We start from the raw sequence: 21,692 nt of genomic DNA, 5'->3' as shown, positions 1-21,692 counted from the left end.
AATTCTTTCCAGAATATATTGAGTTGTGCCTCGTGTATATATTCCACCGAACGTTGATGGTGTAATTTCTTTATATGGTTCTATTGGCGTAGCCGCTGTGCTGCATCCAGTGCAAAGTAGGTGAGAATACCATCGGCACCGGCACGTTTAAATGCCAGCAGACTTTCCAGAATTACCTTATCTGCATCGAGCCAGCCATTCTGAATAGCCGCCTGTAACATTGCATATTCACCTGACACCTGATAAGCATAAGTTGGCACTGCAAATTCATCTTTCACCCGCCTGATTACATCCAGATAAGGCATACCCGGTTTAATCATTACCATATCCGCACCTTCAGCAATATCCAGTGCTACTTCATGCAGTGCTTCATTGCTGTTTGCAGGATCCATCTGATAAGTATATTTATTACCTTTGCCCAGATTACCGGCACTGCCTACCGCACTGCGAAATGGCCCATAGAACGCGGAGGCATATTTGGCCGCATAAGACATTATCCGCGTATGAATAAAACCATTTTCTTCCAGTGCTTCACGAATAGCCCCAATACGGCCATCCATCATATCGCTTGGGGAAAGAATATCGGCACCGGCGTCTGCGTGTGACAGTGACTGTTTAATAATAGCTTCAATGGTTTCATCATTCTGAATATAACCATTTTCGTCTGGTAAGCCATCCTGGCCATGAGTGGTATATGGATCCAGAGCCTGATCAGCCATCACCCCCAGTTCTGGAAAGCGCGATTTTAAGGCACGGATAGCTTTCTGAATAATGCCATTTTCATCCCATGCGGCGCGTCCGTCTGCGGTTTTGCTGTCTGGATTGGGTACGCCGAACAAATCAAGTACCGGTATGCCAAGCTCCAGTGCCCGTTCACCTACCTTTAATAGTTCATCAATTGATAAACGTTCGACTCCCGGCATACACGCAACGGGTATACGGCCAGTTTCCTCGTGTACAAATACAGGCAAAATAAAATCATTGGCTGTTAATATGGTTTCACGCATCATGCGGCGTGAGAAATCATCATGCCGCATACGACGCATACGTGTATTAGGCATGATTCGCGGAGGAAAATTCATAATAACTATCCTGATATTTTTTGGAATAGAATACAGCCAACTGAATAAATTAGCTGGAAACCATGGCCAATAAGGCTTTGTGAGTTTTGGCTTATTATTCTAAACCTTTTTAAGCAGTAGTACTAATTAATGTGCTGGAATATATTTTTGTTTCAGTTGCTTCTGTTCTAGATTATCTTGTTTTGATGAATGTGCTGTTCAGGTGATATTTGCATAAAATTTATCTGCATAGATACAAACAATTTTTAGTTTTATCAAGCCAGAAAGCAGGCACAGTATGAGAAGCTGGTTAACTGATTGTTTTTTAATCTCACATAGATATTAAGCCATAGCCTATACTCCACATGATAATTCCTATAATAAAATCTAATATTTTCCAGGAAATATTTTTATTAAATAGTGGAGATAAATATTTCGCGCCATAGCCTAAAGAAAAGAAAAATAGCCATGATGCAAGCATCACTCCGATTGCGAATGAATAGAGATTTTTCTGGAAAGACACAGATATCGAACCCACTAAAATAACAGTATCCAGATATACATGTGGGTTTAACCACGTCAGTGTCAGGCAAACACCGAGGACACTCATCAATGAACTTTTATCAATTTGACTTGGCTTCAGCGCTGACTTTTGTATCAATGCAGAATAAAAATTGCGCGCGCCATAAATAAAGAGAAATGCAGAACCTAAATACCTTGAGTAGACAATAATATCAGGATAGCTTTTAAGTACTTTTGAAAATCCTGTTACGCCTAGATAAATCAGAATAGTATCTGACAGTGAGCAAATCAGGCATACCCAGAAAACATATTGCCGTTTTAAGCCTTGCTTTAAGACAAAAGCATTTTGGGCACCGATAGCCAAAATTAAGGAAAAACCAAGTCCTAATCCAGATAGTAAGGCAGACATTTATTTTTTATCCAATTATATTTTTGGGTAAACAGAGTAATTGTGCGTCAATATTGCTTCTCCTGATTTTTTCTTTATTTGTAGTTAACACAATAGATTTTAATATATTGGCTGATTTGGACTATAGCTTGCTGATACTAAAATTGATTTGGTTACTTTGTTGTATTTTCGGGGGCAATGATTGCATATAAAGGCAGATGGTCAGAAAGTTTTTGCCATGGCAGGCCGCTTAAAGGTTTGGCTTCGAGTACATTTAAATGGCGGGTAAAAATTCTGTCCAGACTCAGAATGGGCAGGCGTGCCGGAAAGGTTTTTGGCGCATTGCGGTAAGTACAGAATGCGTCATACATATTTAACTTCAAACCCAGATTGTCATGTGAGCGCTGGCGCCAGTCGTTAAAGTCACCAGCCAGAATCAATGGATTTGCCGGATCAATTTCGCTTTGAATGTAGTCGGAAATGGTTTGATACTGTTTGATGCGGTCTGGTTCGCGCAGATTAAGATGAGCGCACAGACATACTAAAGGCCGCGACCATTGAGGCAGCTTGATTTCGCAGTGCAAAAGGCCGCGCTGTTCCATATTATTTACACTGATATCCAGATTGTGACAGGTAACAATAGGATGACGGCTTAAGATAGCATTGCCGTGATCACGATATTTATAACGTGCATTACGTCCATAACTAACGTGATAGTCTAGCTGTTCGCTGAGAATCTGGTAATGCGGTTGTCGGGGAAAATCCGGCATATTTTCTGCCCGCTTACTGTTGTATCCCTGTACTTCCTGCAAAAACAGGATATCCGGAGCAAGTTGCTGTAAAGCAGAGGCCATTTGGGAAAGCTGTACTTTCTGATTGAGTGCAGACATGCCTTTATGAATATTGTAGGTGGCAATGGTGATGGGGTTCATGAAAATGGCCGGTGAATTAAATTACCAGTGTTGTGGTAATTGCAATAGTGCAGCACGGTTGGAAGGGGAAAATACTTGCTCAATTGCCTGTTCAAGAGAACACCACACATAACGCAAATGCTCTCTTGGTGCCAAATGAACAGCGGTATCTACGCCAATACATAGAGAAAAAACATGTTCGGTGTTGTGAGTAACGCCGGGAGCATAGCGATGACGCCAGTGCGGATAAATTTCAAATATGCTCGACTGATGCCAGTTATTAATAGTATTACTGTGAATGCCGGTTTCTTCGGCCAATTCACGTATTGCAGTCTGTTCCAGAGTTTCACCCGGCTCCTGACTACCTGTTACGGATTGCCAGTAGCCGGGTTTATCCGCGCGTTCCAGTAACAATATCTGCTGGTTGTTGTTGTAAATAACAACCAGTACAGATATTGGCTGTTTGTACTGTTTACTATTGCTCATGATGCGTTTGTTGTCCAGATCGGTAGGAAGACGAAACATTTAATTCAGTGGGTAATGGCTCCGGATAGGCGGGTTTTGCTTCTGCATTATTTACCGGTTTGGGCATTGTGTCATAGATAATTGGGTCTCCTGCATCATTCAGAATGCGTATTTCCTGCTTTGGAAAGGAAAATTCAATGCCAACTTCTTTAAAACGATTCCAGATTTCCATCAAAATGGCTGAATTGATGCTCATAAAACCGTTTTCCGGATCATGAATCCAGTAATTGACATACAGGTTAATGCCAGAATCAGAAAAACCGGTAACAAAGCTGTTAGGTTTGGGGTCATCACACACACGCGCCTGTTTGGCTGCCGCTTCCTTCAATATTTCCAGTGCCAGAGGCAGATTGGTATTGTAGGCTACCTGCATAGTTAGGTTGGTAGACATGATTTTACTGGAATAAGAATCATTGATAACAGTATTGGAAACAAAAGTATCATTCGGAATCAGTGCTTCAGAACCATCACTACTGCGCAATACCACAAAACGTGCGGTTATTTTGGTGACATAACCGGTGAAGTTGTTAATATTCAGCCTGTCTCCCGGGCGCACAGAATGATCGGCCAGAATAATAAAGCCAGATACATAGTTGCTGGCAATTTTCTGTAAACCCAGCCCGAGACCAACGCCCAGAGCACCACCGAATACCGAAAGAATAGTCAGATTAATGCCAACCATGGGTAGGGCAATCAGTACAGCAATGACTACCAGCAGGGTTTTAATAATTTTCACCAGTACATAACGCAGATTGACGTCAAGTTTTTCTGCTTTGAGAATACGTTGTTCAGTGATGCGCGATAGCCACATGGCGATAATGATGGCAATTCCGACAATAATGCTGCCAGTAATAACCGTATAGAGGCTCAAACTGGTTGAACCTACAGGCAGTGCCAGTGACTTCAGCAGGCGAATGATAAAGGTATCCAGACTGGTGAGCCATAGTACGAAGCATACCCACAGGAAAGTGGATAGTGAACGTTCATAGTAGTCATTAAACAAGTTATTGGGAATTGCGTTGTGCAATATGGCCATGATGATGCGAATCATCAGCAACCAGCGCGCAGCAAATACAGTGATCTGTAACCACAATACTGATTCACCTGTACTGTCTCGCCAGACAACGATGGCAATGATAGTACTGATAAACAGTAATATCGGCCATAACAGGCGTGAAAACAGATGATGCAGCATTGGAAATTGAATGCTTTTCTGCTGCTGGGTATGTCTGGATACAACTGACAAGATTTTCAGGCTAAGCCAGTAAGTGCCAAGCATAATCATAACCGCACATGCCAGCTCTAGCCAGCCGGAAGTGGTTTTCAAGCTATGGACAATCAGTCGTGCCAGAAATTCTTTGCGGGCAAACATGGAGTCAAAATAGTTGTTCATGGTGAGGCAAAGAAGAATTTGAAATTAGCCTTAATGTTAGGCGTTTTAATAGAACCCTGTAAACTGTCGCTATTAAATTTAGCAATGGTTAGCGATTGGTAAGGTAGTTTTAACCAGATGTGCCTATCTGCCATATTAGAGAATGATACTTTTGTGCTTAGCGACTAACATAAAATTATTTATAAAACCAGTTGTTTAGTGTTATTTAAGGGAATAAAACTGATACTATGGGCTATTATTTGATTCTGAATGCAAAGATGCTTATAATAGCTGGTTTTCCAACCTTGCCCTTTGCACTTTCGCATGGTAAAGGGATCGATTAGCCACAAGGAGTACACATGCGTCATTATGAAATCGTGTTCATTGTCCATCCGGATCAAAGCGAACAGGTCGGTGCCATGGTTGAGCGTTACAAAACCATGATTACCGAAGCCAACGGTAAAATTCACCGTCTGGAAGACTGGGGTCGCCGCCAGTTGGCTTACCCAATCAACAAAATTCACAAAGCACACTATGTGCTGATGAATGTTGAAACTACACCTGAAGTGATTGACGAAATTGAAACTGCGTTCCGCTTTAATGATGCCGTATTGCGTCATCTGACTGTGAAAATGGACGCAGCGGTAACTGAAGCTTCTCCGATGATGAAAGACGAGAAGTCCAAGAATCTGTTAGCAGGTAACAGCACTGAAGCTGCTTCAGAAGAAGCTGAAGCCTGATTAATTTATTGAGGCTGGTTTGCTGAATCAATTATGCCTGTGTGCACAGATTAAAAGTCTGGACGATTTACGCTATACCCCCGCCGGATTGCCGGTATTGACCATGTGGCTTACACATGAATCATGGCAGATGGAGCTGCAACAGCGGTATCTGGCGAAAGTGGAAATCCAGGCGAAAGCACTGGGTGATTTGGCTAAAAACTGGCTGTATCAGCCGGGAACTATGGTGGAAATCAGTGGGTTTCTCAGCCAGAAAGGTATTTACCACTCCCGTCCGGTACTGCATATCCAACAAATTCGTGAATATAAAGGTTAAACGACATGGCTCGTCAATCATTCAAACGTAGAAAATTTTGCCGCTTTACTGCGGAAGGTATCAAACAGGTTGACTACAAAGCAGTTGATTTGTTAAAGGACTTTATTACTGAAAATGGTAAGATCATTCCGGCGCGTATCACCGGAACCAAAGCACATTATCAGCGTCAGCTGTCTACCGCGGTAAAACGTGCCCGTTTTCTGGCTTTGCTGCCTTACACCGATCAACATAAATAATAAGGAAGATTTATTATGCAAATTATTTTGTTAGAAAAAGTCGGTGGCCTGGGTAATCTGGGTGATCTGGTTAATGTAAAAAATGGCTATGCGCGTAACTTCCTGATCCCTCAGGGTAAAGCGCAGCGTGCTAATGCTGCTAATCTGGCTGCATTTGAAGAAAAACGTGCTGAATATGAAGCACATCAGGCTGCTGTGCTGGCTGATGCTGAAGCACGTAAACTGAAACTGGATGGTCAGAAGATCAGTGTTGCCCAAAAAGCTGGTGTGGATGGCCGTCTATTTGGTTCCGTAACTACCCACGATATTGCAGAAGCCATTAAAGCTGCGCTTGGTGTGGAAGTAGTTAAAGCCAATGTACGTTTGCCTAATGGCCCGCTGAAAGCCATTGGCGAATATGAAGTCGAAGTGGCTTTGCACAGCGATGCTGTTGCGGCTATTATGGTCACTGTTGTGGCTGCTGCTGAATAAGTAAACTGACCACACATCAGGAAAGTGTAAGCTGTCTGGGTTATTCCAGACAGCTTTTTTGTTATTAATGGTAAGAATAGTTTAAAATGTGCATTAAGCATATGCTAGGAACCAGAATAATGAAATTAGTTCGGATTATAAGTGCAGCTTTATTGCTGGCTGCCTGTCAAAGCACACAGCCTGTACAGGAGAAGCCGGTTCAGGCTGTTGCGACAGCAAATGTGGCTTCGTCTGCGGATGAAAAGATATTTGCTTTGACCGATAGTGGATTAGATTTACTGGGTCGTAGTGATGTTAACCGTTTTATCGATAATGAGGTCAGGCGTGGACATTACAGCCGGGCGCAGTTAGAGAATTTCTTTCGGCAAGTGCACTACAGGCCAAGTATTATCCGTGGAATGGATAAGCCAGGTACTTCGTTACCGTGGTATACATTTGTACAGAATAATGCCAGTAATATTCGCATCAGTGCTGGAAATGTTTTCTGGCGGAATAATACAGAGGTAATTCAGGCGGTAGCAAAACACTATGATGTTGCACCGCAATTGCTGATAGCAATAGTGGGTATTGAAACCAATTATGGTGCTACGATGGGGTCGTATCGTGTAGCAGATGCGCTGACTACACTAGGCTATCATTACCCGCGCCGGGCAGAATATTTTCAGCGTGAGCTAGCAGAGTTTCTGCAACTGGCCTATGAAGAAAAGCAGGACCCATTCAGCTTTAAAGGCAGTTTTGCCGGCGCCATGGGAATGCCGCAGTTTATGCCCTCCAGTTTTCGTCAATATGCTGTAGACTGGGATGGCGATGGTCGTAGGGATATCTGGCGCAATTCTGGCGATACACTGGCTTCAGTAGCCAATTATATGAAACAGCACGGCTGGCAGTCTGGTGCGCCGATTGCCGTACCGGTAGCGATGCAGTCGACACCACAGTTACAGCAAATTATTGATGAACCCACTGGGCTGAAGTATACCGCCGGGCAGTTGCGTCAGCTGGGGGTGGTCATTCCGGCGCAGATTGGGAATCAGGAAAAAGGTGTTTTATATCGTCTGGAAAAATCTCCCGGTGAATATGATTACTGGTTTGGCCTGAATAATTTTTATACTATCTGGCAATATAATCACAGCCGGCATTATGTAGCCGCAGTTCGCCAGATTGCTAATAATCTGGCCGATGCGAATGTAAATTTATAAATTTAATCTATTGTTGAATCACCAGCCACCTGCCATGACGGGTGGCTTTTTATTGCAGCAGATTGCACAGACAGTCTGGATGATTGAAAGAGGGTAGGCAGGATGGTATCAAGACGAAACCTATCCATACAGTATATGATGTGTACTACCGGAATTGCGATTAGTTGGTTGCAGATTAAACAGGCCGTGTTAGCCAGTGTAGGGCTGTGGTGGTGTACTCTATTGTTTTCCTTGCTAAGTAGTAATGTGTAGTGCTTAAAGAGCAGTTTCCTGTTATTCAGACTGTTTGGTTTAATAGTAAATATTAACTGAACAACTATTTTGAAACAGGCACAAGCTTGCGACAACAATGGCTAAAGGCGTTTTGCTGATTCAGGTTGAATTTTATCTTTCAATCCTTATTAATAAAGCCTGTTTGGGATTGTTTCTTCTGCTTTGCAACGCTTCATTCATGTCTTTTATCCTAACCATTGACACCGGTTTTTGGTTACAATGTGGTGCTTGTTTGGAATTTTTGCCGGACAAAGTTTAAATTAATGTATTTGAATTTTACTGTGACTGGCAGTTGTGGATGGTTATGACTTATCAAGTATTAGCTCGTAAATGGCGACCGAAAAAGTTTGCCGATTTAGTGGGTCAGGAGCATGTGGTCAAGGCATTGATAAATGCGCTTGATAAGGGGCGTTTACATCATGCTTATATGCTCACAGGAACGCGAGGGGTAGGTAAAACCACAATTGCCCGTATTTTGGCCAAGAGCCTGAACTGTTTGCATGCTGAACATGGTGAACCGTGCAATCAGTGTGATACTTGCCGTCAGATTGATGCCGGCCGATTTGTAGATGTGCTAGAAATCGATGCAGCCTCCAATACCGGAATTGATAACATCCGCGAGGTGCTGGAAAACGCACAATATGCGCCAACGATGGGGCGTTACAAAGTCTATATCATCGACGAAGTGCATATGTTGTCGAAAAGTGCGTTTAATGCCATGCTTAAAACGCTGGAAGAGCCACCAGAGCATGTTAAATTCATTTTAGCGACAACAGACCCGCAAAAAGTGCCGATTACGGTTTTAAGCCGCTGTCTTCAGTTTGTACTGCGTAATCTGAATAGCACCCAAGTACATGACCATCTGGTTTATGTATTGCAGCAAGAGCAGATTGCTTATGAAGACGCCGCACTGCTGCTGTTAGGCCGTGCTGCTGCCGGTTCAATGCGCGATGCACTTAGCCTGCTTGATCAGGCGATTGCCATTGGTTCAGGCAAGGTCGCTGAGTCTGATGTACGCAATATGATTGGTGCAGTGGATAAAAGCTATCTGTATGCATTACTGGAGGCTCTGGCAGCACGTGATGGACAGGCTTTATTATCCAAAGCTGAGGAGATGGCCAGTTGTGCGGTGGGTTTTGACAGTGCATTAACTGAGATGGCATTGTTATTGCAACGTTTAACTATATTGCAATCCGTACCCACCGCAATTGGCAAAGATGAACCCGAATATACAGCTTTAACTCGCTTTGCCAGTCTGTTTTCCGGTGAACAGATTCAACTGTATTATCAATGTGCCTTACGCGGTAAAGCTGATTTACCTTTGGCTCCAGATGAAAAAGCCGGTTTTGTGATGACACTGCTGCGGATGCTGGCCTTTGCACCACTGGCAGCAATGAATACGCAGCGCCTGCATGGACAGATTGACGGAACACAATTGCAAAATGCGCCGGTGGCAAATCATCAGGCAGCAGCGACACCTCCTGTTATCGAGCAAGCTGAGCCTGCTTCGACTTCAGTACCACAGTCTGCGGCAGTAGTACCTCAAACAGATACAGCACCAGCACCGGCAGAATTGGAAACAGTTAGTGAACCAATACCGGCTGTAGCTGTTAGTACCACACCAGAAAATGTATCGCCATCAATCATGCACTCTTCCCAGTCAGCTGTGGCCGATGATGAACCTCCGCCACCATGGGAAAATAGTGCGGAAAATATTCCCTATGCATATAATAGCAGTTTTGTTGTACCGGAATTGATGGATACAAAAGAAACGGACGAGCATAAGCAGGTATCAGCTAAACAGCATGATGAGCATACTGATACCTTGATACTAGCACAGACTGATGCAACAGAAATAACCACGGCAAAGGATAATTTCCCACCGCTAACAGCAGAGAACTGGCCGGAAATTTTAACTTTGCTAGCGCACCGGCTGGGGGCTGTACAGTTGTTTAGCCAACATACAGCAATTGCTAATTATGATGAAAATAGTGGCGATTTAACTATTGCGCTGGCAGAGCAGGGGGAGCCGACAGCCAATCGCGAGTTGCTGACTCGGCTAGCAGAAACCTTGTCTGAAGTTTATGGCTGCCCGATTCAGTTGCATACCAGTAGCTGGCAGGAGCAGAGTGCGCTAGAGACACCGCAAATGCGCCAGCAGCGATTACATGCTGAACAACAGCAACAGGCTCAATCTATACTGGAGGCGCAGCCCGCAGTACAGATGCTGATGGAAACATTTAATGCAAACTGGGTGCCAGAAAGCTTACGTCTGGATAAAGAATAATTGCAATATTTTGTTTAATTTTTTCCCTTTAAATTTGAAGTATAAGGAAGCTATCATGTTTGGAAAAGCAGGTTTAGGTGGTTTGATGAAGCAGGCGCAGCAAATGCAGGAACGCATGAAAAAGGCGCAGGCAGAATTGGCTAATGTAGAAGTGGAAGGTGAATCTGGTGCCGGAATGGTTAAGGTAACCATGAACTGTCATTATGGGGTGAAACGCATTCATATTGATGACAGCCTGTTAGCAGATGCTGCTGATGACAAAGAGATGCTGGAAGATTTGATTGCTGCTGCTGTGAATGATGCTGTGCGTAAAGCAGAAGCAACTTCCTCCGAAAGGATGGGACAATTTACTCAGGGTATGAATCTGCCGGCAGGCATGGGTGACTTTTTTAAATAATTCACTGTAATAGGAGAATAGTCCTCTAAAGATTATTCTCCTCAGAAATGAAGCAGTGCTATTTCCCAATAGTTAATTCTTACTGCGAGCACAGCAGGCCAGTTTAGAAATTGGCTATCATAAATAAATTTCTGTTAACAACTAGAGCTAAATTTCTGGTTGCAATAATAAAGTAAATTTTTATGTTATTAATTACACTTATTGCCGGTTTGTCAAAATATTGAATCAGCAGCCGATTTATTAATGAGTAACAGATGAGCCCTAAATCAACTGATGCATTGAGTCGTTTAACAAACGCATTAAAGGTGTTGCCGAATGTTGGCCCCAAAACAGCGCAGCGCATGGCCTATGAATTATTACAGCATAAACGTGCCGGTGCTGAAGAATTGGTAGCCGCTATTCAGGCGGCCTTATTGCAGGTACACCATTGCCGTTTGTGTAACACTTTTTGTGAAAGTGAATTGTGTGATATCTGTGCCAACGAGCAGCGCGACCCTAAAAGGCTAATGATTGTGCATATGCCGGTGGATGTGGCTAGTATGGAGGCTGCCAACTGCCATGATGGCCTGTATTTTGTGCTAATGGGGCAGGTTAGTCCAGCGCAGGGAGCGGATTTAAAAGCGATTGCTCTGGATAAGCTGATTACTCGCCTACAGGAACATGAAGTAGATGAAGTCATCATTGCTACCAGTTTCACCGCAGACGGCAATGCAACAGCTTATATTCTGTCTCAGTTGCTAGCGGATTTCCCGGCCAAAATCACTCGACTGGCGCACGGTATGCCTCTAGGCGGCGAGCTGGAATATGTAGATGCCGGTACCTTAGCGCAAGCAGTATATGAGCGGCGCAATATTAAATAAATTTCATCTGCATTAAGCCAAATTAAGCAATCGCTATCCTAAATTTATTTCATTCTGATAGAGGGCAGAAATTTGGAATGGCAACACATATTCAGACAACAAAATTAAGGGGTGGGTGTTTGTTAAATTCTACGAGAGGCAAATAGCATAACTAAAGAATGTAACCTTCTGTGATTTTACCAATAAGCATAAATTGCAAAGACTTGTTGTTATTCTTGGATTATCATGAATTTCCTCCTTTAATAAATTCTGTTCTAATGCTTTCAAAAAGTGTTTATGCTAATACATTATTATATGCCAATGCTTTATTCAAAGAGGGTTAAATATTAAATGTATTGAAATATTTATCTAGTAACTGATTATTAAAATCTTTCCTCTATTGAAGTGAAATAGATTTAATGATGAATAGTGGTTACTTAATATAGTTTAATGTCGACATTACTAAATTGCTGTTAATGTTAGCCAACACTATAACCGGCAATCTGTCAATTAGATAAATTCAGTAACATACATAAATAATTCCAGTAATGGTTAACACGAATATGGGTTAAATCTGCCATTTAATATACACATTAAATTAATGTTTTCAATGATAGCGATTCCATTACCTGGGCAATGTAACGACGAGAAGCGTAGATGTCCACTTATTGCAAGGCAAAAGAATTCGCCTAGTCTTATATGATTGATAGCTGCGATTAAAAAGTCAATATCGTATCGACATAATATATGACCGATTCCTGCTTAGTTGTTTTGCGCTGATAATAGGCATGATGCTTTGATATCGCTAAGTAACGATATAATGCCAGGTCTTTTGTGATACAAGTAGTTCAGTTTCTTCTAGACTGCAATTATCTTCTGTCTTAAATGAATAGCTTTTCCTTGATTGACTTATCCTGTGCTCAAAAACAGATGATCCTAAATCATAGTTTGATACCAATCCTTTTTAGTGTTAAGTTTATTTCATGTAACTACCTCCTAAAATTTTTATGATTTAGGATAGCTTTCTCTTTGATGAGAACTAGTCGTTCAGTTTAACATTTGATGAGTTGTGGTAGTTTTTCATTAATACTTCAAATATCGAGCAGGACAGATTAGTTAAGTTTTAAGAAGAAGCAAAAAAGCACTATTGCAGATTAAATATGTAGCAAATATAAATAAAAAAATATTAAAAATTTCGCCATTTAGCGTAAGTAAATACACATGAAAAATCTAAAATTTTGGAATTAAATTAAAAATACTAATTATACTTATATGATAGCATACCTGTACGATTATGAGGTAAAATAATATGAAAGTTATATGACTACATCTGTTACTAATGAAACCATTGATCTTATGAAAACAAATATCAAAAGAATGTTGTCTCATTTTTATAAAAACGTTACAGTCAATGATGTTTTAAAAGAAGCAGTAATGAACTGTATTCAGGCTAATGCAACGGAAATTGGTATTGATCTACAATATGAATACCATACTAATATCGATAGCAGTAATTCGAATCTAGGTAATTTAAGTAAAATTATTATTACCGACAATGGTGAAGGTCTAACTACCAAAAATATTAATGCTTTTTTTGAGTTGGCAACAGAGAATAAAAAAAATATAGGGGGTAAAGGCATCGGTCGTTTTTCATTTTTGAAAATAGCGGATAGGGTTAGTATTGATAGTATATCAAACGAGGGAGAACATGTTTCTTTCGATTTTTCGTATAATGCCAGTCAGGAAAATGTAATTAGAACGAAATCCTCTAAAAAAGATACATATACCAAAATATTTTTTAGCAACTTAAATTTAAAACACCCGAAGACACAGGCTCAATCATGCGTGAATTTTTTGAAAGAAAAATTTAATTTAATGCTTTTTTTAAAACAAAAGGAAACACAGAAAACTATCAATATCAGAGTATTTGTTAATGGTAAACCATTTGGTGAAATAATAAGTAGTTTTAATATTCATTGCTTAGCTCAAGCAAATCTTAAAATGAATGATTGTAAATTTACCGTTTATACCTTTTTGGATTATAAAAAAACAGGTATAGAAATATTTTATTGTGCCAATAATCTGACCGTTAAGTCATTTTCATTCTCGGGTAATTTTAACAAGCAGTATATTTTTGCTATAACATCTGATTATTTTGACCAAAAAAGCAACCTTGAAAGAACTCAATTTAATTTTGGTTCAGAAGATGAATTAGATCAGTTTGATATGTTGAGTCCCAAACCAGGCAAGAATTTTGAAGAGATGCTTAAAAATTACTGCTTTAATATTGTTCGTGAACATGAACCCGAATTATTAAAAGAAAATAAAGCTAGATTAGATAATCTAAGCGCGCTGTATGGTTACATTGATTTTAGTAATGTTCAATTAGACAATATTTCATTTGATGAAGCGAGTATTCTCAAAGCTTATCGAGATAAAATAAATCAAGAAGAAGACAATTTAATTAATTTGCTTGCAAATAAAAATGCCACTCTTGATGAAATCGCTGAAAAAGTTTCAGAACAGAATAAGCATGAACTGGCAAAATATATTTTTCATAGAAATTTGATTGTCAAACGTGGGTTGGAATTAAAGAGTCTATATGAGAATGAGAATATATTACATGAGTTATTTTTTCCTCAAAAATTATCAGTCAACTGTGATCATGAAGTGAATAAACCGCATTTGTATCATAATAACATCTGGCTTTTAGATGATAAGTTTATGACTTATGCTTACATTGCTTCTGATGTGACAATCAAAAGAATAATTGAAGAAATTGATGGTGTCCATTCCAGTTGTCAATCTGTAAAACGTCCTGATTTATTTCTTTTATATAATAAACCAGAAGAAAGTACAGAATATAAAGATGTGGTATTGATTGAATTGAAAAAAGGAAATATTGATTATACAGAGCAATTTAAAGCAATTGATCAGGTTGCCAGATATAAAAGGGCTACGGAAAAAGTACTGCAAAATATAAATAGTTTCTATTGTTATGTCATCTGTGACTTTGATGGAAATGATGAAAATATTGAAAGCGCAATGAAAGATAGGCACTTTACTAAAGTATTTAGTAATAAAGGATGTATATATTACGGATATTTAGATGGTTCAAAAGTACATTTAATCTTTGTTTCATTAAGCAGTATATTTTCTGATGCAGAAGCGAGAAATGAAACATTTTTAAAGATATTAAAGGGTGAATGTGATTGATAGCATTAGCACAATGGTGAATTAATCGGCAAAGCCGTTATCAATGCCAATCCTGAACAGCAGCTACCAGTTGGGCGGCTTGGTTTTGGTTGTCGCCATGGCCAAATTGTTTGCCGATTAATTCTGCGGCATAGGGTGCGAGGGCGTTGGTGGCTGCTTGCAGGTTGGTCTGGCCGCCAAGGATGCCGGTCACGGCACTGGTGACGGCGTTCAGGGCACGGCTCTTGCCGCCGCCGATACCCCATGATTGGGCTTGTTCGTCTGCTGTGCGGTAGTCTTTGCTGGTCTCTCTGAGTACCAGTTGTTTTTTGTCTTCGCTGAGCTGGTTGTAATCCTGCCATAGCTCAGGGTTGTTGGTTTGTAGTTCCTGCTCGGCTTTTTCTCGTGCCTGTTGCCGCTCCTGATTGGCTTTTCTGGCCATGTCGGCGCTAAGGGTGCGCACGCTGTTGGCGATGGTGGCGGTGGCATCAGCTACTGCCTGTTGTTTGTCCATGATCTGTTGCAGATCCGGCAGTTGGCTGACTTTGCTGTGGGCGCTGTCGATGTCGCTGTGGATGCCCAGTTCTTCTACGCTGGTCTGTTTGCCGTTGATGGTAATCTGCCCCGGGCTGATGGTGGGATGGTAACCTCATCCTAGATTTTGTATATTTGCCGTTTAATGATACTAACAATTAATTTTGTTATCTGTAAAAGCAAAATACACAAAATTTAGGATAGGGTTGACCGTTGTAGTTAAAATAACGGTAACGGAGATTAACTGATTAAATACGTTAAGGCTACCATTATTTATAGCTTAGATTCTCGATAGACTCATGTTTATCTACTATTATGATAAAAGCATTTTGCTATAAAATAATTTAAGGGACTCGTTAATAGAGTAAGTGTTAGAATTTACTCTTAAATTTAATAAATCTTTAATTTTAACTCTATCCTCTTTAGTTTCCTTGAATAAACCATGGGTATCGTTCAAATAATCAATTCCCGAAATTTGTGCTACCGCAATGAGAATTGATAACTGAACTATAAATAAAAAACTTTTATTGTCAAAGTGAATTTCAGTAATACTAAACTCATAAATTTCTTTATCACTATGATATCTCCAATATTCATCAAGCATGTATAAAATATATCCGCCTTCTCCAAGCAACATATTTTCTGTAAATCGATATATTTCATTATTAGGCTCAATTATTTTTACCTCCTCCCCTTTAGAATTTTGAATAGAAATATTTAAAGACTGTTTTGATTCACCTAATAAAAAATTAAATATTTTCTGAGCATGTAAAGATAAAAGATATACTTCTATTTTCATAGGTTTAGTTAAGAAGGCACTTAAAGATAAGCTCATTACCATTCCTTTGGTTTACTATTTATAACTGATTTTGGGTTTATAGTTACAAAACCATCTTTAGTTTTAACTATAACTTGATTAATAACCCCTTGTTGTAATGCATTTCCACTTAAAGGTCCATTTTGGGCGAATTTAATTAATTGTTCACTAGACATATTTTTTGCGTCTACATACATAGTTGCATTTAATATATTAAACTCTTTACCGGTTTTATTTGCCTTACTAACATCTTGTAATATTGATAATGGATTTGAAGATGTAATCTCCTTTAAGCTTACGGGGACTTTTTTTCCTGAAGCAGCTGTATATCAACCATCAATAACAGGATAATCTGAGGATGTTATGGCTTTACCATTTAGCTTACTACCTACAGTAAGTTTTGGCACTCCTTCAAATCCTCCACCAAATTCATCAATTATTCTTTGAGCCTGTTTTATTTCGTGGGGTTTCAAATCATTTACTACAACTGCCCCTTTCCCAGCCTTAGCAGAACCTTTACCTACCTCTTTACCTATTTGCTCAATCTCTTCCGCATACTTCCCGCCAATCTTACTCGTCGACTTTATCGCTGAGGCAGGTAAATTACTTACTGTAACTGCACCTGTTGCCAGTCCGGCAAGTACATCCGTGGATTCTACTGCTATCACTGTACATCCCGCCGGATTTACCCTACATGCTGAATATATCGCTGCTATCGCTTCTGGTGCTACGTATCCGGCTCCTACTACTGCATAACCTCCTCCTACTGTAGCTATTGTTATTGCTGAGTTCATCATCCTGATTTGGTGAGCCAATTTCATGGCTTCGCGGTGTTTTGGATCCTTGGACAACATTGCAGCTGATGCTGGTGATATCAGCTGGATTAAATCTACATTATTCTCCACTGCATTCTGCCCAACTACCCCGGCTATCTGCGCATTAACCAGTGAACCGCCCGTTAGCCCGCCTGATACGGTGGCCACCGCTGATGATAGGTCTCTGATGCTGGCTTTGACGCTTTCCGGTAAGCGGTTCGGGTCTATCTCGCCGGTTCTCGGGTCTATGGCTTCGGGGTATTGATCTTTGGGTAGTTGTTTAATCAGGTATTGCGCTGCCAGCTCGGCTGCACTGGCGCCTACGGCTCCGGCGGCGGCATTACCGCCGTTTACGCTGGCACTGATGGCGCCCAGTAGGGCATGCGCTACCAGTTGGGCGGCCTGGTTCTGGTTGTCGCCATGGCCAAATTGTTTGCCGATTAATTCTGCGGCATAGGGAGCGAGGGCGTTGGTGGCTGCTTGCAGGCTGGTCTGGCCGCCGAGGATGCCGGTGACGGCACTGGTGACGGCGTTCAGGGCACGGCTCTTGCCGCCGCCGATACCCCATGATTGTGCCTGCTCGTCTGCTGTGCGGTAGTCTTTGCTGGTTTCTCTTAGTACCAGTTGTTTTTTGTCTTCGCTTAGCTGATTGTAATCCTGCCACAGCTCAGGGTTGTTGGTTTGTAGTTCCTGCTCGGCTTTTTCTCGTGCCTGTTGGCGCTCCTGGTTGGCTTTTCTGGCCATGTCGGCGCTAAGGGTGCGCACGCTGTTGGCGATGGTGGCGGTGGCATCAGCTACTGCCTATTGTTTGTCCATGATCTGTTGCAGATCAGGCAGTTGGTTGACTTTGCTGTGGGCGCTGTCGATGTCGCTGTGGATGCCCAGTTCTTCTACGCTGGTCTGTTTGCCGTTGATGGTGATCTGCCCCGGGCTGATGGTGGCATGGGAATCCCTTCCTAGATTTTATATATTGTGTAGTCAAATAGGATGGGATTTATTTTTCATTATTCACGTATTGAGTAAAGAGCTTTTACATATTTGTCAACAAAAGGTTTTAACTCATTAACGGGATAAGCTTCTTTTTGCTGTACTAAATAAGCATCATCATAAATTATTCTGGCGTTAAGTGCTTTAGCTAATATATAAGCTATTAAAATAGAGAATTTTAACTTACTCTCACCTCGAGTTTTTATACCCACCATAATGGGAAAATCCATATCTTTTTCTTCTCTAAATTCAGGTTCAAAATAATTAAAAGTTATCCAACAAAAATATCCATACTGATGGTCTTGTATACTTATAAATTTATCTGACAGTTCAAGCCCTTTTTTTGCAGATAATCCTACCGTCACTTGCTTAGTAGATATTGAATGTTCCTCAAAGCCTTCTACTATTATTTCCAATAAATCTTCAAAAGATGGCGTTTTTTGAATCGGAAACATAATTTCATTAGCCATTATTTGTTCCTACTTTTAATAATTGAACCATTTGTAACATTTAACCACCCATCTTGAGTCTTTATATGAATATTCTTCACAGTACCTTCTTTTGTTATATTTGATACTGGCGAACCTGGCTTAAAATGATCAATCATTTCTTTCATGCTTACTCCTGTTTTAGAAGCATCTATATACAAGTCTCCTTTATAACCAGCCTTACTCATATCCTTTGCCCCATCCACAATATTTCGCCTTACAGCGTGAATACTCTTACCTTGCACTTCCTTTAACTGAACAGGAATACCGTCTAACCATCCATCAATTCCTTGAAAATTTGCTTTTTCTGCACCTTTAAAAGTACCACCTTTATATTTTACTATATCTAACGCTTGTTGATATTCATGATCCTCTAGTGCATTCCTTATTACACTACCTTTTTTAGCTGATGGTAAGGCTGGTATTGAACTACTCGTCTCTTTCACAATCTCCTTTTTGGCAGCATTGGCAACCTTGGTTATCGCCTTTTCAGTTACCTTTATTCCTGCTTTCGCCGCACCTCCAACTCCCGTTGCCAGAGCAGCCATATCCAGTAGTAATTTGCCAGTTTCTATACCCGCTTTATATGAACCACCAGCACCAGCTCTTTGATATTCTTCTTCCAGCTTATTTAATCTGTTTATGTACGATTCTTTTACCGCATCACTTACATTTCCCAGAATGTTGCCGCTGGTGAACAGTCCTTTCAAAGCCTCATAGGTTTCTCCTGGGTTTGTTGTCATGTGAACCAGTTCTTTTACTGCATCATATGTTTCTGCTGGCAGGCCGACGACGATACCTGCGGTAAAGCTGGCTTGCTGTGCTGCACTAATAGCAGCCCATTGAGTCTTGACTTTGGCAGTGCACCCTATATTTGTGCACTGCTTCAGCTCTTTCTGTTCCTGAGCCGCTTGTGCATCACTAAGGTAATTATTCTCCACTGCATTCTGCCCAGCCACTCCGGCTATCTGCGCATTAACCAGTGAACCGCCCGTTAGCCCGCCTGATACGGTGGCTACTGCTGACGATAGGTCAATGTTTTACAGATTTTCATACTCGACAAAAGCTACATCTATTCTGCTGGTAAAATTTGGTTGCTACTTTCGGCTTATCTTCATTGTTGCATGTACTTAAAAATGGGATCACTGAAATGCAGGTAAGTCTTTCATTGTATCTGGTAACGGCACTAATTCAAGCATTTTATCTCGATTCAAACTAAATGCCTTAAAAAAATTTTTATCATCTGTAGGAGTCCTAAATATTACACTTTTACCTATTTCTGAATAACCATTAAATAATTGCCATTGATCACAAAACTGATTTTTATAATTAGGGACACATTTTTTAACACCAAACATATCTACCTCTTCCCATTTGCCTCTCCCACTTAATCCATGAGTCATTTCATCATTCCACGCACCTGAAATAAATTTCCCCGATTGGAATTTGAATAGGTAAAAGTCTTTATTATTTTGACTATCTTTTTGTTTAAAAAAAAAGGCTAAAGTATCTAAATCATAGTTTTTAAAAGTTAATATCATTATATTATTATGATTTGGTTGCATACTATATACTGTATCCAACTGCCCCATATCATCAAAAATATATTTTTTACTTTGATATATTAGTATATTATTTGCACGTTTTTTATCTGATTTCAATAAATAGTCATATCCTTTTTCAAGAGGATCAGTGCTAACTTTTATTTTTTTAATTAATACATTATTATTTTCCAAGTTGGCAATTAATTGTGGATGTAACCTTTCGGCATAAACAAAATTACATATAAATAAAAAAATTATTGTTATATTAATTGTTTTGACCATAAAGATATTCCTCACTTAAATTTAAATTCTGTTTTAAGAATTTTTGTCTGATATATATCAATATACATAATAAGCTGTCGGTTGTGATGTAGTAGCCGTTGTTGCCGGCAAAGAGGCCGGATTGTTGGTTGACGGCGTTAAAGCGGATGTTGACACCGCTCTGGCTTATGCAGTACTTAATTTCTATATAAAATTACCCAGCACTATAACTTAAAATATAGAACTGGGTAATTGACAATTACTCTAATTATTTTTTATGTACTGCGGTTTATCAAATTTTCAACCCATTCTTTAGCCTTTCCAGAACCAATTAGTATTTGAGCAGAAGTTTCCCATGCAATAAGAAAATCAAAATCCATATTCGTTATGTAATATTCAAATATTATTTATGATTTTAGTTAACATATGATTTCGTAAAGAGTGTCTGGAGGTCCCTGATATTCTTCAAAATCTGTATGAATTACTTCCCTCATTTCAGAGAAATTTATTTTTTTAATAGTTTCTATTTGGTTGCATTCGGTCATAGATACAACCATTTTTGATGCATTAGTAATTTTAATCATGTCAATCAATGTATCAATAAGTATATTTAGACGCTCTTTAGGATTAGCAGGAAATCCTATATCCGCTGTATCTGGATCATATTCATTATAATCTATTAAATAGGTAGCATTAACTGAATTAGAACCATCAGCAATATCAAATATAAATGCATATTGATTTGGAATTAAATCAGCAGGGTAGTTAAATAATTTATTTTTTTCTATTTTTTGAATCTTTAGAGAATTTGCTCCTATATAATTTTTCAGTTGACCTGCATAATCTTTATTTAGATCTGGTAACAAATACCCATATACATCATTTGACATAGTAATTCCTATTTCTTGTCTACAATCCACGGACCAACTGGCTTACCATTTGCATCTAATTTTCTATAAAAGTGCTTATCTACGTAACCCCTTTCATTATAGGTGATTTTATGTTCATGAGGAGGAACCTTCCCATTAGAGTCATATCCTAATTGACCATGAGTTTTTTGTTGCCCATAATCTTCACGTGAAAATGTTCTGCCTTTATCATCATAATAAGTAACACTTCTAGAACCATCAGCCCTCGATACTTCATAAATTGAGTTTGGCGTTGAGGTTTTTGGGGCTTTTCCTGACCGTACAATAGTATGTTCACCTGCTGCTTTATTAGTGGCTGGATTAACTATTGGTTTATTTTCATTGGCTTTTAAATTGGTTTTATCTATCAGCTCATTACCACTCTTATTTCCTTTCTCCGCACCTTCCACCTTACCTTTTCCACCGCTCTGTGTCGCCCCACGCGATTCGCTGGCTGTACTCAGATGCCCATCATTTTTTATTACCTGTCCATTTGCTGTTACAAGACTTCCGGCGTTATTGTTGTATCTATTTGTAATCGACTGTATTTCCTTAGCCGATAATGCCTTGCCTCGTCTTAGTGTAATTGCATTTATTACGGTATTTAAA

25 protein-coding genes are annotated in these 21,692 nt (G+C 39.9%); 11 read left to right on the top strand and 14 right to left on the bottom strand.

The annotated features are described in order from the left end of the window. Nucleotides 1-80 precede the first annotated feature (80 nt). The 5 genes from hemB to MJ764_RS03310 all read right to left on the bottom strand — a co-directional run bounded on the left by hemB (nt 81) and on the right by MJ764_RS03310 (nt 4,800). Complete coding sequence (hemB, locus tag MJ764_RS03330) at nt 81-1,082, bottom strand: porphobilinogen synthase (RefSeq protein ID WP_239324607.1); 1,002 nt, start codon at nt 1,080-1,082, stop codon at nt 81-83. A gap of 310 nt (nt 1,083-1,392) precedes the next feature. Further along, nucleotides 1,393-1,992, bottom strand: coding sequence for a LysE/ArgO family amino acid transporter (locus MJ764_RS03325; RefSeq protein WP_239324599.1), 600 nt, complete (start codon nt 1,990-1,992; stop codon nt 1,393-1,395). Nucleotides 1,993-2,144: 152 nt separating this feature from the next. Beyond that, complete coding sequence (locus MJ764_RS03320) at nt 2,145-2,903, bottom strand: endonuclease/exonuclease/phosphatase family protein (protein WP_420853917.1); 759 nt, start codon at nt 2,901-2,903, stop codon at nt 2,145-2,147. Between the two features lie 21 nt (nt 2,904-2,924). After that, a complete protein-coding gene (gene nudB / locus MJ764_RS03315; protein ID WP_239324597.1) occupies nt 2,925-3,407 on the bottom strand; it encodes a dihydroneopterin triphosphate diphosphatase in 483 nt (160 codons plus the stop codon). Further along, a complete protein-coding gene (locus MJ764_RS03310; RefSeq protein ID WP_239324595.1) occupies nt 3,358-4,800 on the bottom strand; it encodes a mechanosensitive ion channel family protein in 1,443 nt (480 codons plus the stop codon). The genes nudB and MJ764_RS03310 overlap by 50 nt, the downstream gene beginning before the upstream one ends. A gap of 338 nt (nt 4,801-5,138) precedes the next feature. Between MJ764_RS03310 and rpsF the strand changes: the two genes are divergently transcribed. From rpsF to MJ764_RS03265, 9 genes are all read left to right on the top strand, one after another. Continuing rightward, nucleotides 5,139-5,519 carry a 30S ribosomal protein S6 gene (gene rpsF / locus MJ764_RS03305; protein ID WP_239324593.1) on the top strand — a complete coding sequence of 127 codons (381 nt, stop codon included), beginning with the start codon at nt 5,139-5,141 and terminating at the stop codon, nt 5,517-5,519. A 19-nt stretch (nt 5,520-5,538) separates the two neighbouring features. Then, nucleotides 5,539-5,835 carry a primosomal replication protein N gene (gene priB, locus MJ764_RS03300; protein ID WP_239324591.1) on the top strand — a complete coding sequence of 99 codons (297 nt, stop codon included), beginning with the start codon at nt 5,539-5,541 and terminating at the stop codon, nt 5,833-5,835. 5 nt (nt 5,836-5,840) lie between these two features. Further along, a complete protein-coding gene (gene rpsR / locus MJ764_RS03295; RefSeq protein WP_025330416.1) occupies nt 5,841-6,071 on the top strand; it encodes a 30S ribosomal protein S18 in 231 nt (76 codons plus the stop codon). Between the two features lie 15 nt (nt 6,072-6,086). Then, on the top strand, nt 6,087-6,542 hold the full coding sequence (rplI, locus tag MJ764_RS03290) for a 50S ribosomal protein L9 (RefSeq protein ID WP_239324589.1): 456 nt from the start codon (nt 6,087-6,089) through the stop codon (nt 6,540-6,542). Between the two features lie 119 nt (nt 6,543-6,661). Further along, complete coding sequence (gene mltB / locus MJ764_RS03285; RefSeq protein WP_239324587.1) at nt 6,662-7,738, top strand: lytic murein transglycosylase B; 1,077 nt, start codon at nt 6,662-6,664, stop codon at nt 7,736-7,738. Nucleotides 7,739-8,315: 577 nt separating this feature from the next. Then, nucleotides 8,316-10,298, top strand: coding sequence for a DNA polymerase III subunit gamma/tau (gene dnaX / locus MJ764_RS03280; RefSeq protein ID WP_239324585.1), 1,983 nt, complete (start codon nt 8,316-8,318; stop codon nt 10,296-10,298). Between the two features lie 55 nt (nt 10,299-10,353). Next, nucleotides 10,354-10,695, top strand: coding sequence for a YbaB/EbfC family nucleoid-associated protein (locus tag MJ764_RS03275; protein WP_239324583.1), 342 nt, complete (start codon nt 10,354-10,356; stop codon nt 10,693-10,695). Nucleotides 10,696-10,949: 254 nt separating this feature from the next. Then, entirely contained in the window at nt 10,950-11,555 is a 606-nt protein-coding gene (gene recR, locus MJ764_RS03270) for a recombination mediator RecR (protein ID WP_239324581.1), read from the top strand. Nucleotides 11,556-12,854: 1,299 nt separating this feature from the next. Then, nucleotides 12,855-14,750: an ATP-binding protein gene (locus MJ764_RS03265; protein WP_239324579.1), complete on the top strand. Its 1,896-nt coding sequence runs from the start codon at nt 12,855-12,857 to the stop codon at nt 14,748-14,750. Between the two features lie 40 nt (nt 14,751-14,790). On the opposite strand, the gene MJ764_RS03260 is transcribed toward MJ764_RS03265, so the two are convergent. Next, on the bottom strand, nt 14,791-15,243 hold the full coding sequence (locus MJ764_RS03260; RefSeq protein WP_239324578.1) for a hypothetical protein: 453 nt from the start codon (nt 15,241-15,243) through the stop codon (nt 14,791-14,793). A 21-nt stretch (nt 15,244-15,264) separates the two neighbouring features. Between MJ764_RS03260 and MJ764_RS11420 the strand changes: the two genes are divergently transcribed. Beyond that, entirely contained in the window at nt 15,265-15,387 is a 123-nt protein-coding gene (locus tag MJ764_RS11420) for a hypothetical protein (RefSeq protein ID WP_275415233.1), read from the top strand. Nucleotides 15,388-15,576: 189 nt separating this feature from the next. Here MJ764_RS11420 and MJ764_RS03255 read toward each other — a convergent pair whose 3' ends face one another. The 3 genes from MJ764_RS03255 to MJ764_RS03245 all read right to left on the bottom strand — a co-directional run bounded on the left by MJ764_RS03255 (nt 15,577) and on the right by MJ764_RS03245 (nt 17,639). Continuing rightward, nucleotides 15,577-16,098, bottom strand: a complete 522-nt coding sequence (locus tag MJ764_RS03255; protein WP_239324576.1) for a hypothetical protein — start codon at nt 16,096-16,098, stop codon at nt 15,577-15,579. Further along, nucleotides 16,098-16,256, bottom strand: coding sequence for a hypothetical protein (locus MJ764_RS03250; RefSeq protein ID WP_239324574.1), 159 nt, complete (start codon nt 16,254-16,256; stop codon nt 16,098-16,100). Before MJ764_RS03250 ends, MJ764_RS03255 begins: the two co-directional genes overlap by 1 nt. A 153-nt stretch (nt 16,257-16,409) precedes the next feature. After that, nucleotides 16,410-17,639: a VENN motif pre-toxin domain-containing protein gene (locus MJ764_RS03245; protein WP_239324572.1), complete on the bottom strand. Its 1,230-nt coding sequence runs from the start codon at nt 17,637-17,639 to the stop codon at nt 16,410-16,412. Between MJ764_RS03245 and MJ764_RS03240 the strand changes: the two genes are divergently transcribed. Further along, a complete protein-coding gene (locus MJ764_RS03240; protein WP_239324570.1) occupies nt 17,610-17,855 on the top strand; it encodes a hypothetical protein in 246 nt (81 codons plus the stop codon). The genes MJ764_RS03245 and MJ764_RS03240 overlap by 30 nt on opposite strands. Nucleotides 17,856-17,899: 44 nt before the next feature. Here the strand turns inward: MJ764_RS03240 and MJ764_RS03235 are convergent, their stop codons facing one another. From MJ764_RS03235 to MJ764_RS03215, 5 genes are all read right to left on the bottom strand, one after another. Next, nucleotides 17,900-18,352 carry a hypothetical protein gene (locus MJ764_RS03235; protein ID WP_239324568.1) on the bottom strand — a complete coding sequence of 151 codons (453 nt, stop codon included), beginning with the start codon at nt 18,350-18,352 and terminating at the stop codon, nt 17,900-17,902. Further along, on the bottom strand, nt 18,352-19,407 hold the full coding sequence (locus MJ764_RS03230; RefSeq protein ID WP_275415242.1) for a VENN motif pre-toxin domain-containing protein: 1,056 nt from the start codon (nt 19,405-19,407) through the stop codon (nt 18,352-18,354). Before MJ764_RS03230 ends, MJ764_RS03235 begins: the two co-directional genes overlap by 1 nt. Nucleotides 19,408-19,512: 105 nt before the next feature. Further along, complete coding sequence (locus MJ764_RS03225) at nt 19,513-20,196, bottom strand: hypothetical protein (RefSeq protein ID WP_239324564.1); 684 nt, start codon at nt 20,194-20,196, stop codon at nt 19,513-19,515. Nucleotides 20,197-20,594: 398 nt separating this feature from the next. Beyond that, nucleotides 20,595-21,065, bottom strand: a complete 471-nt coding sequence (locus tag MJ764_RS03220; RefSeq protein WP_174829293.1) for a hypothetical protein — start codon at nt 21,063-21,065, stop codon at nt 20,595-20,597. Between the two features lie 8 nt (nt 21,066-21,073). Continuing rightward, nucleotides 21,074-21,692 (bottom strand): hypothetical protein (locus MJ764_RS03215; protein ID WP_239324562.1); only part of this gene is annotated, 619 nt, incomplete at its 5' end.

The sequence above is a fragment of the Snodgrassella gandavensis genome, from assembly GCF_914768025.1.
GTDB lineage: Bacteria > Pseudomonadota > Gammaproteobacteria > Burkholderiales > Neisseriaceae > Snodgrassella > Snodgrassella gandavensis.
The sequence above is the reverse complement of the archived record's forward strand: the minus strand, read 5'-3'. Positions and strand labels throughout refer to the sequence as shown.

What these genes read in the sequence shown, in the direction of transcription:
- hemB (WP_239324607.1), bottom strand. Translation starts at nt 1,082, where the DNA reads ATGAATTTTCCTCCGCGAATCATGCCTAATACACGTATGCGTCGTATG.
- MJ764_RS03265 (WP_239324579.1), top strand. Translation starts at nt 12,855, where the DNA reads ATGACTACATCTGTTACTAATGAAACCATTGATCTTATGAAAACAAAT.
- MJ764_RS03245 (WP_239324572.1), bottom strand. Translation starts at nt 17,639, where the DNA reads ATGGCCAGAAAAGCCAACCAGGAGCGCCAACAGGCACGAGAAAAAGCC.
- mltB (WP_239324587.1), top strand. Translation starts at nt 6,662, where the DNA reads ATGAAATTAGTTCGGATTATAAGTGCAGCTTTATTGCTGGCTGCCTGT.
- MJ764_RS03220 (WP_174829293.1), bottom strand. Translation starts at nt 21,065, where the DNA reads ATGTCAAATGATGTATATGGGTATTTGTTACCAGATCTAAATAAAGAT.
- MJ764_RS03320 (WP_420853917.1), bottom strand. Translation starts at nt 2,903, where the DNA reads ATGAACCCCATCACCATTGCCACCTACAATATTCATAAAGGCATGTCT.
- MJ764_RS03275 (WP_239324583.1), top strand. Translation starts at nt 10,354, where the DNA reads ATGTTTGGAAAAGCAGGTTTAGGTGGTTTGATGAAGCAGGCGCAGCAA.
- MJ764_RS03225 (WP_239324564.1), bottom strand. Translation starts at nt 20,196, where the DNA reads ATGGTCAAAACAATTAATATAACAATAATTTTTTTATTTATATGTAAT.
- MJ764_RS03310 (WP_239324595.1), bottom strand. Translation starts at nt 4,800, where the DNA reads ATGAACAACTATTTTGACTCCATGTTTGCCCGCAAAGAATTTCTGGCA.
- MJ764_RS03255 (WP_239324576.1), bottom strand. Translation starts at nt 16,098, where the DNA reads ATGAGCTTATCTTTAAGTGCCTTCTTAACTAAACCTATGAAAATAGAA.
- MJ764_RS03250 (WP_239324574.1), bottom strand. Translation starts at nt 16,256, where the DNA reads ATGTCTAGTGAACAATTAATTAAATTCGCCCAAAATGGACCTTTAAGT.
- nudB (WP_239324597.1), bottom strand. Translation starts at nt 3,407, where the DNA reads ATGTTTCGTCTTCCTACCGATCTGGACAACAAACGCATCATGAGCAAT.
- MJ764_RS03325 (WP_239324599.1), bottom strand. Translation starts at nt 1,992, where the DNA reads ATGTCTGCCTTACTATCTGGATTAGGACTTGGTTTTTCCTTAATTTTG.
- MJ764_RS03260 (WP_239324578.1), bottom strand. Translation starts at nt 15,243, where the DNA reads ATGGACAAACAACAGGCAGTAGCTGATGCCACCGCCACCATCGCCAAC.
- rpsR (WP_025330416.1), top strand. Translation starts at nt 5,841, where the DNA reads ATGGCTCGTCAATCATTCAAACGTAGAAAATTTTGCCGCTTTACTGCG.
- rpsF (WP_239324593.1), top strand. Translation starts at nt 5,139, where the DNA reads ATGCGTCATTATGAAATCGTGTTCATTGTCCATCCGGATCAAAGCGAA.
- MJ764_RS03235 (WP_239324568.1), bottom strand. Translation starts at nt 18,352, where the DNA reads ATGGCTAATGAAATTATGTTTCCGATTCAAAAAACGCCATCTTTTGAA.
- recR (WP_239324581.1), top strand. Translation starts at nt 10,950, where the DNA reads ATGAGCCCTAAATCAACTGATGCATTGAGTCGTTTAACAAACGCATTA.
- dnaX (WP_239324585.1), top strand. Translation starts at nt 8,316, where the DNA reads ATGACTTATCAAGTATTAGCTCGTAAATGGCGACCGAAAAAGTTTGCC.
- rplI (WP_239324589.1), top strand. Translation starts at nt 6,087, where the DNA reads ATGCAAATTATTTTGTTAGAAAAAGTCGGTGGCCTGGGTAATCTGGGT.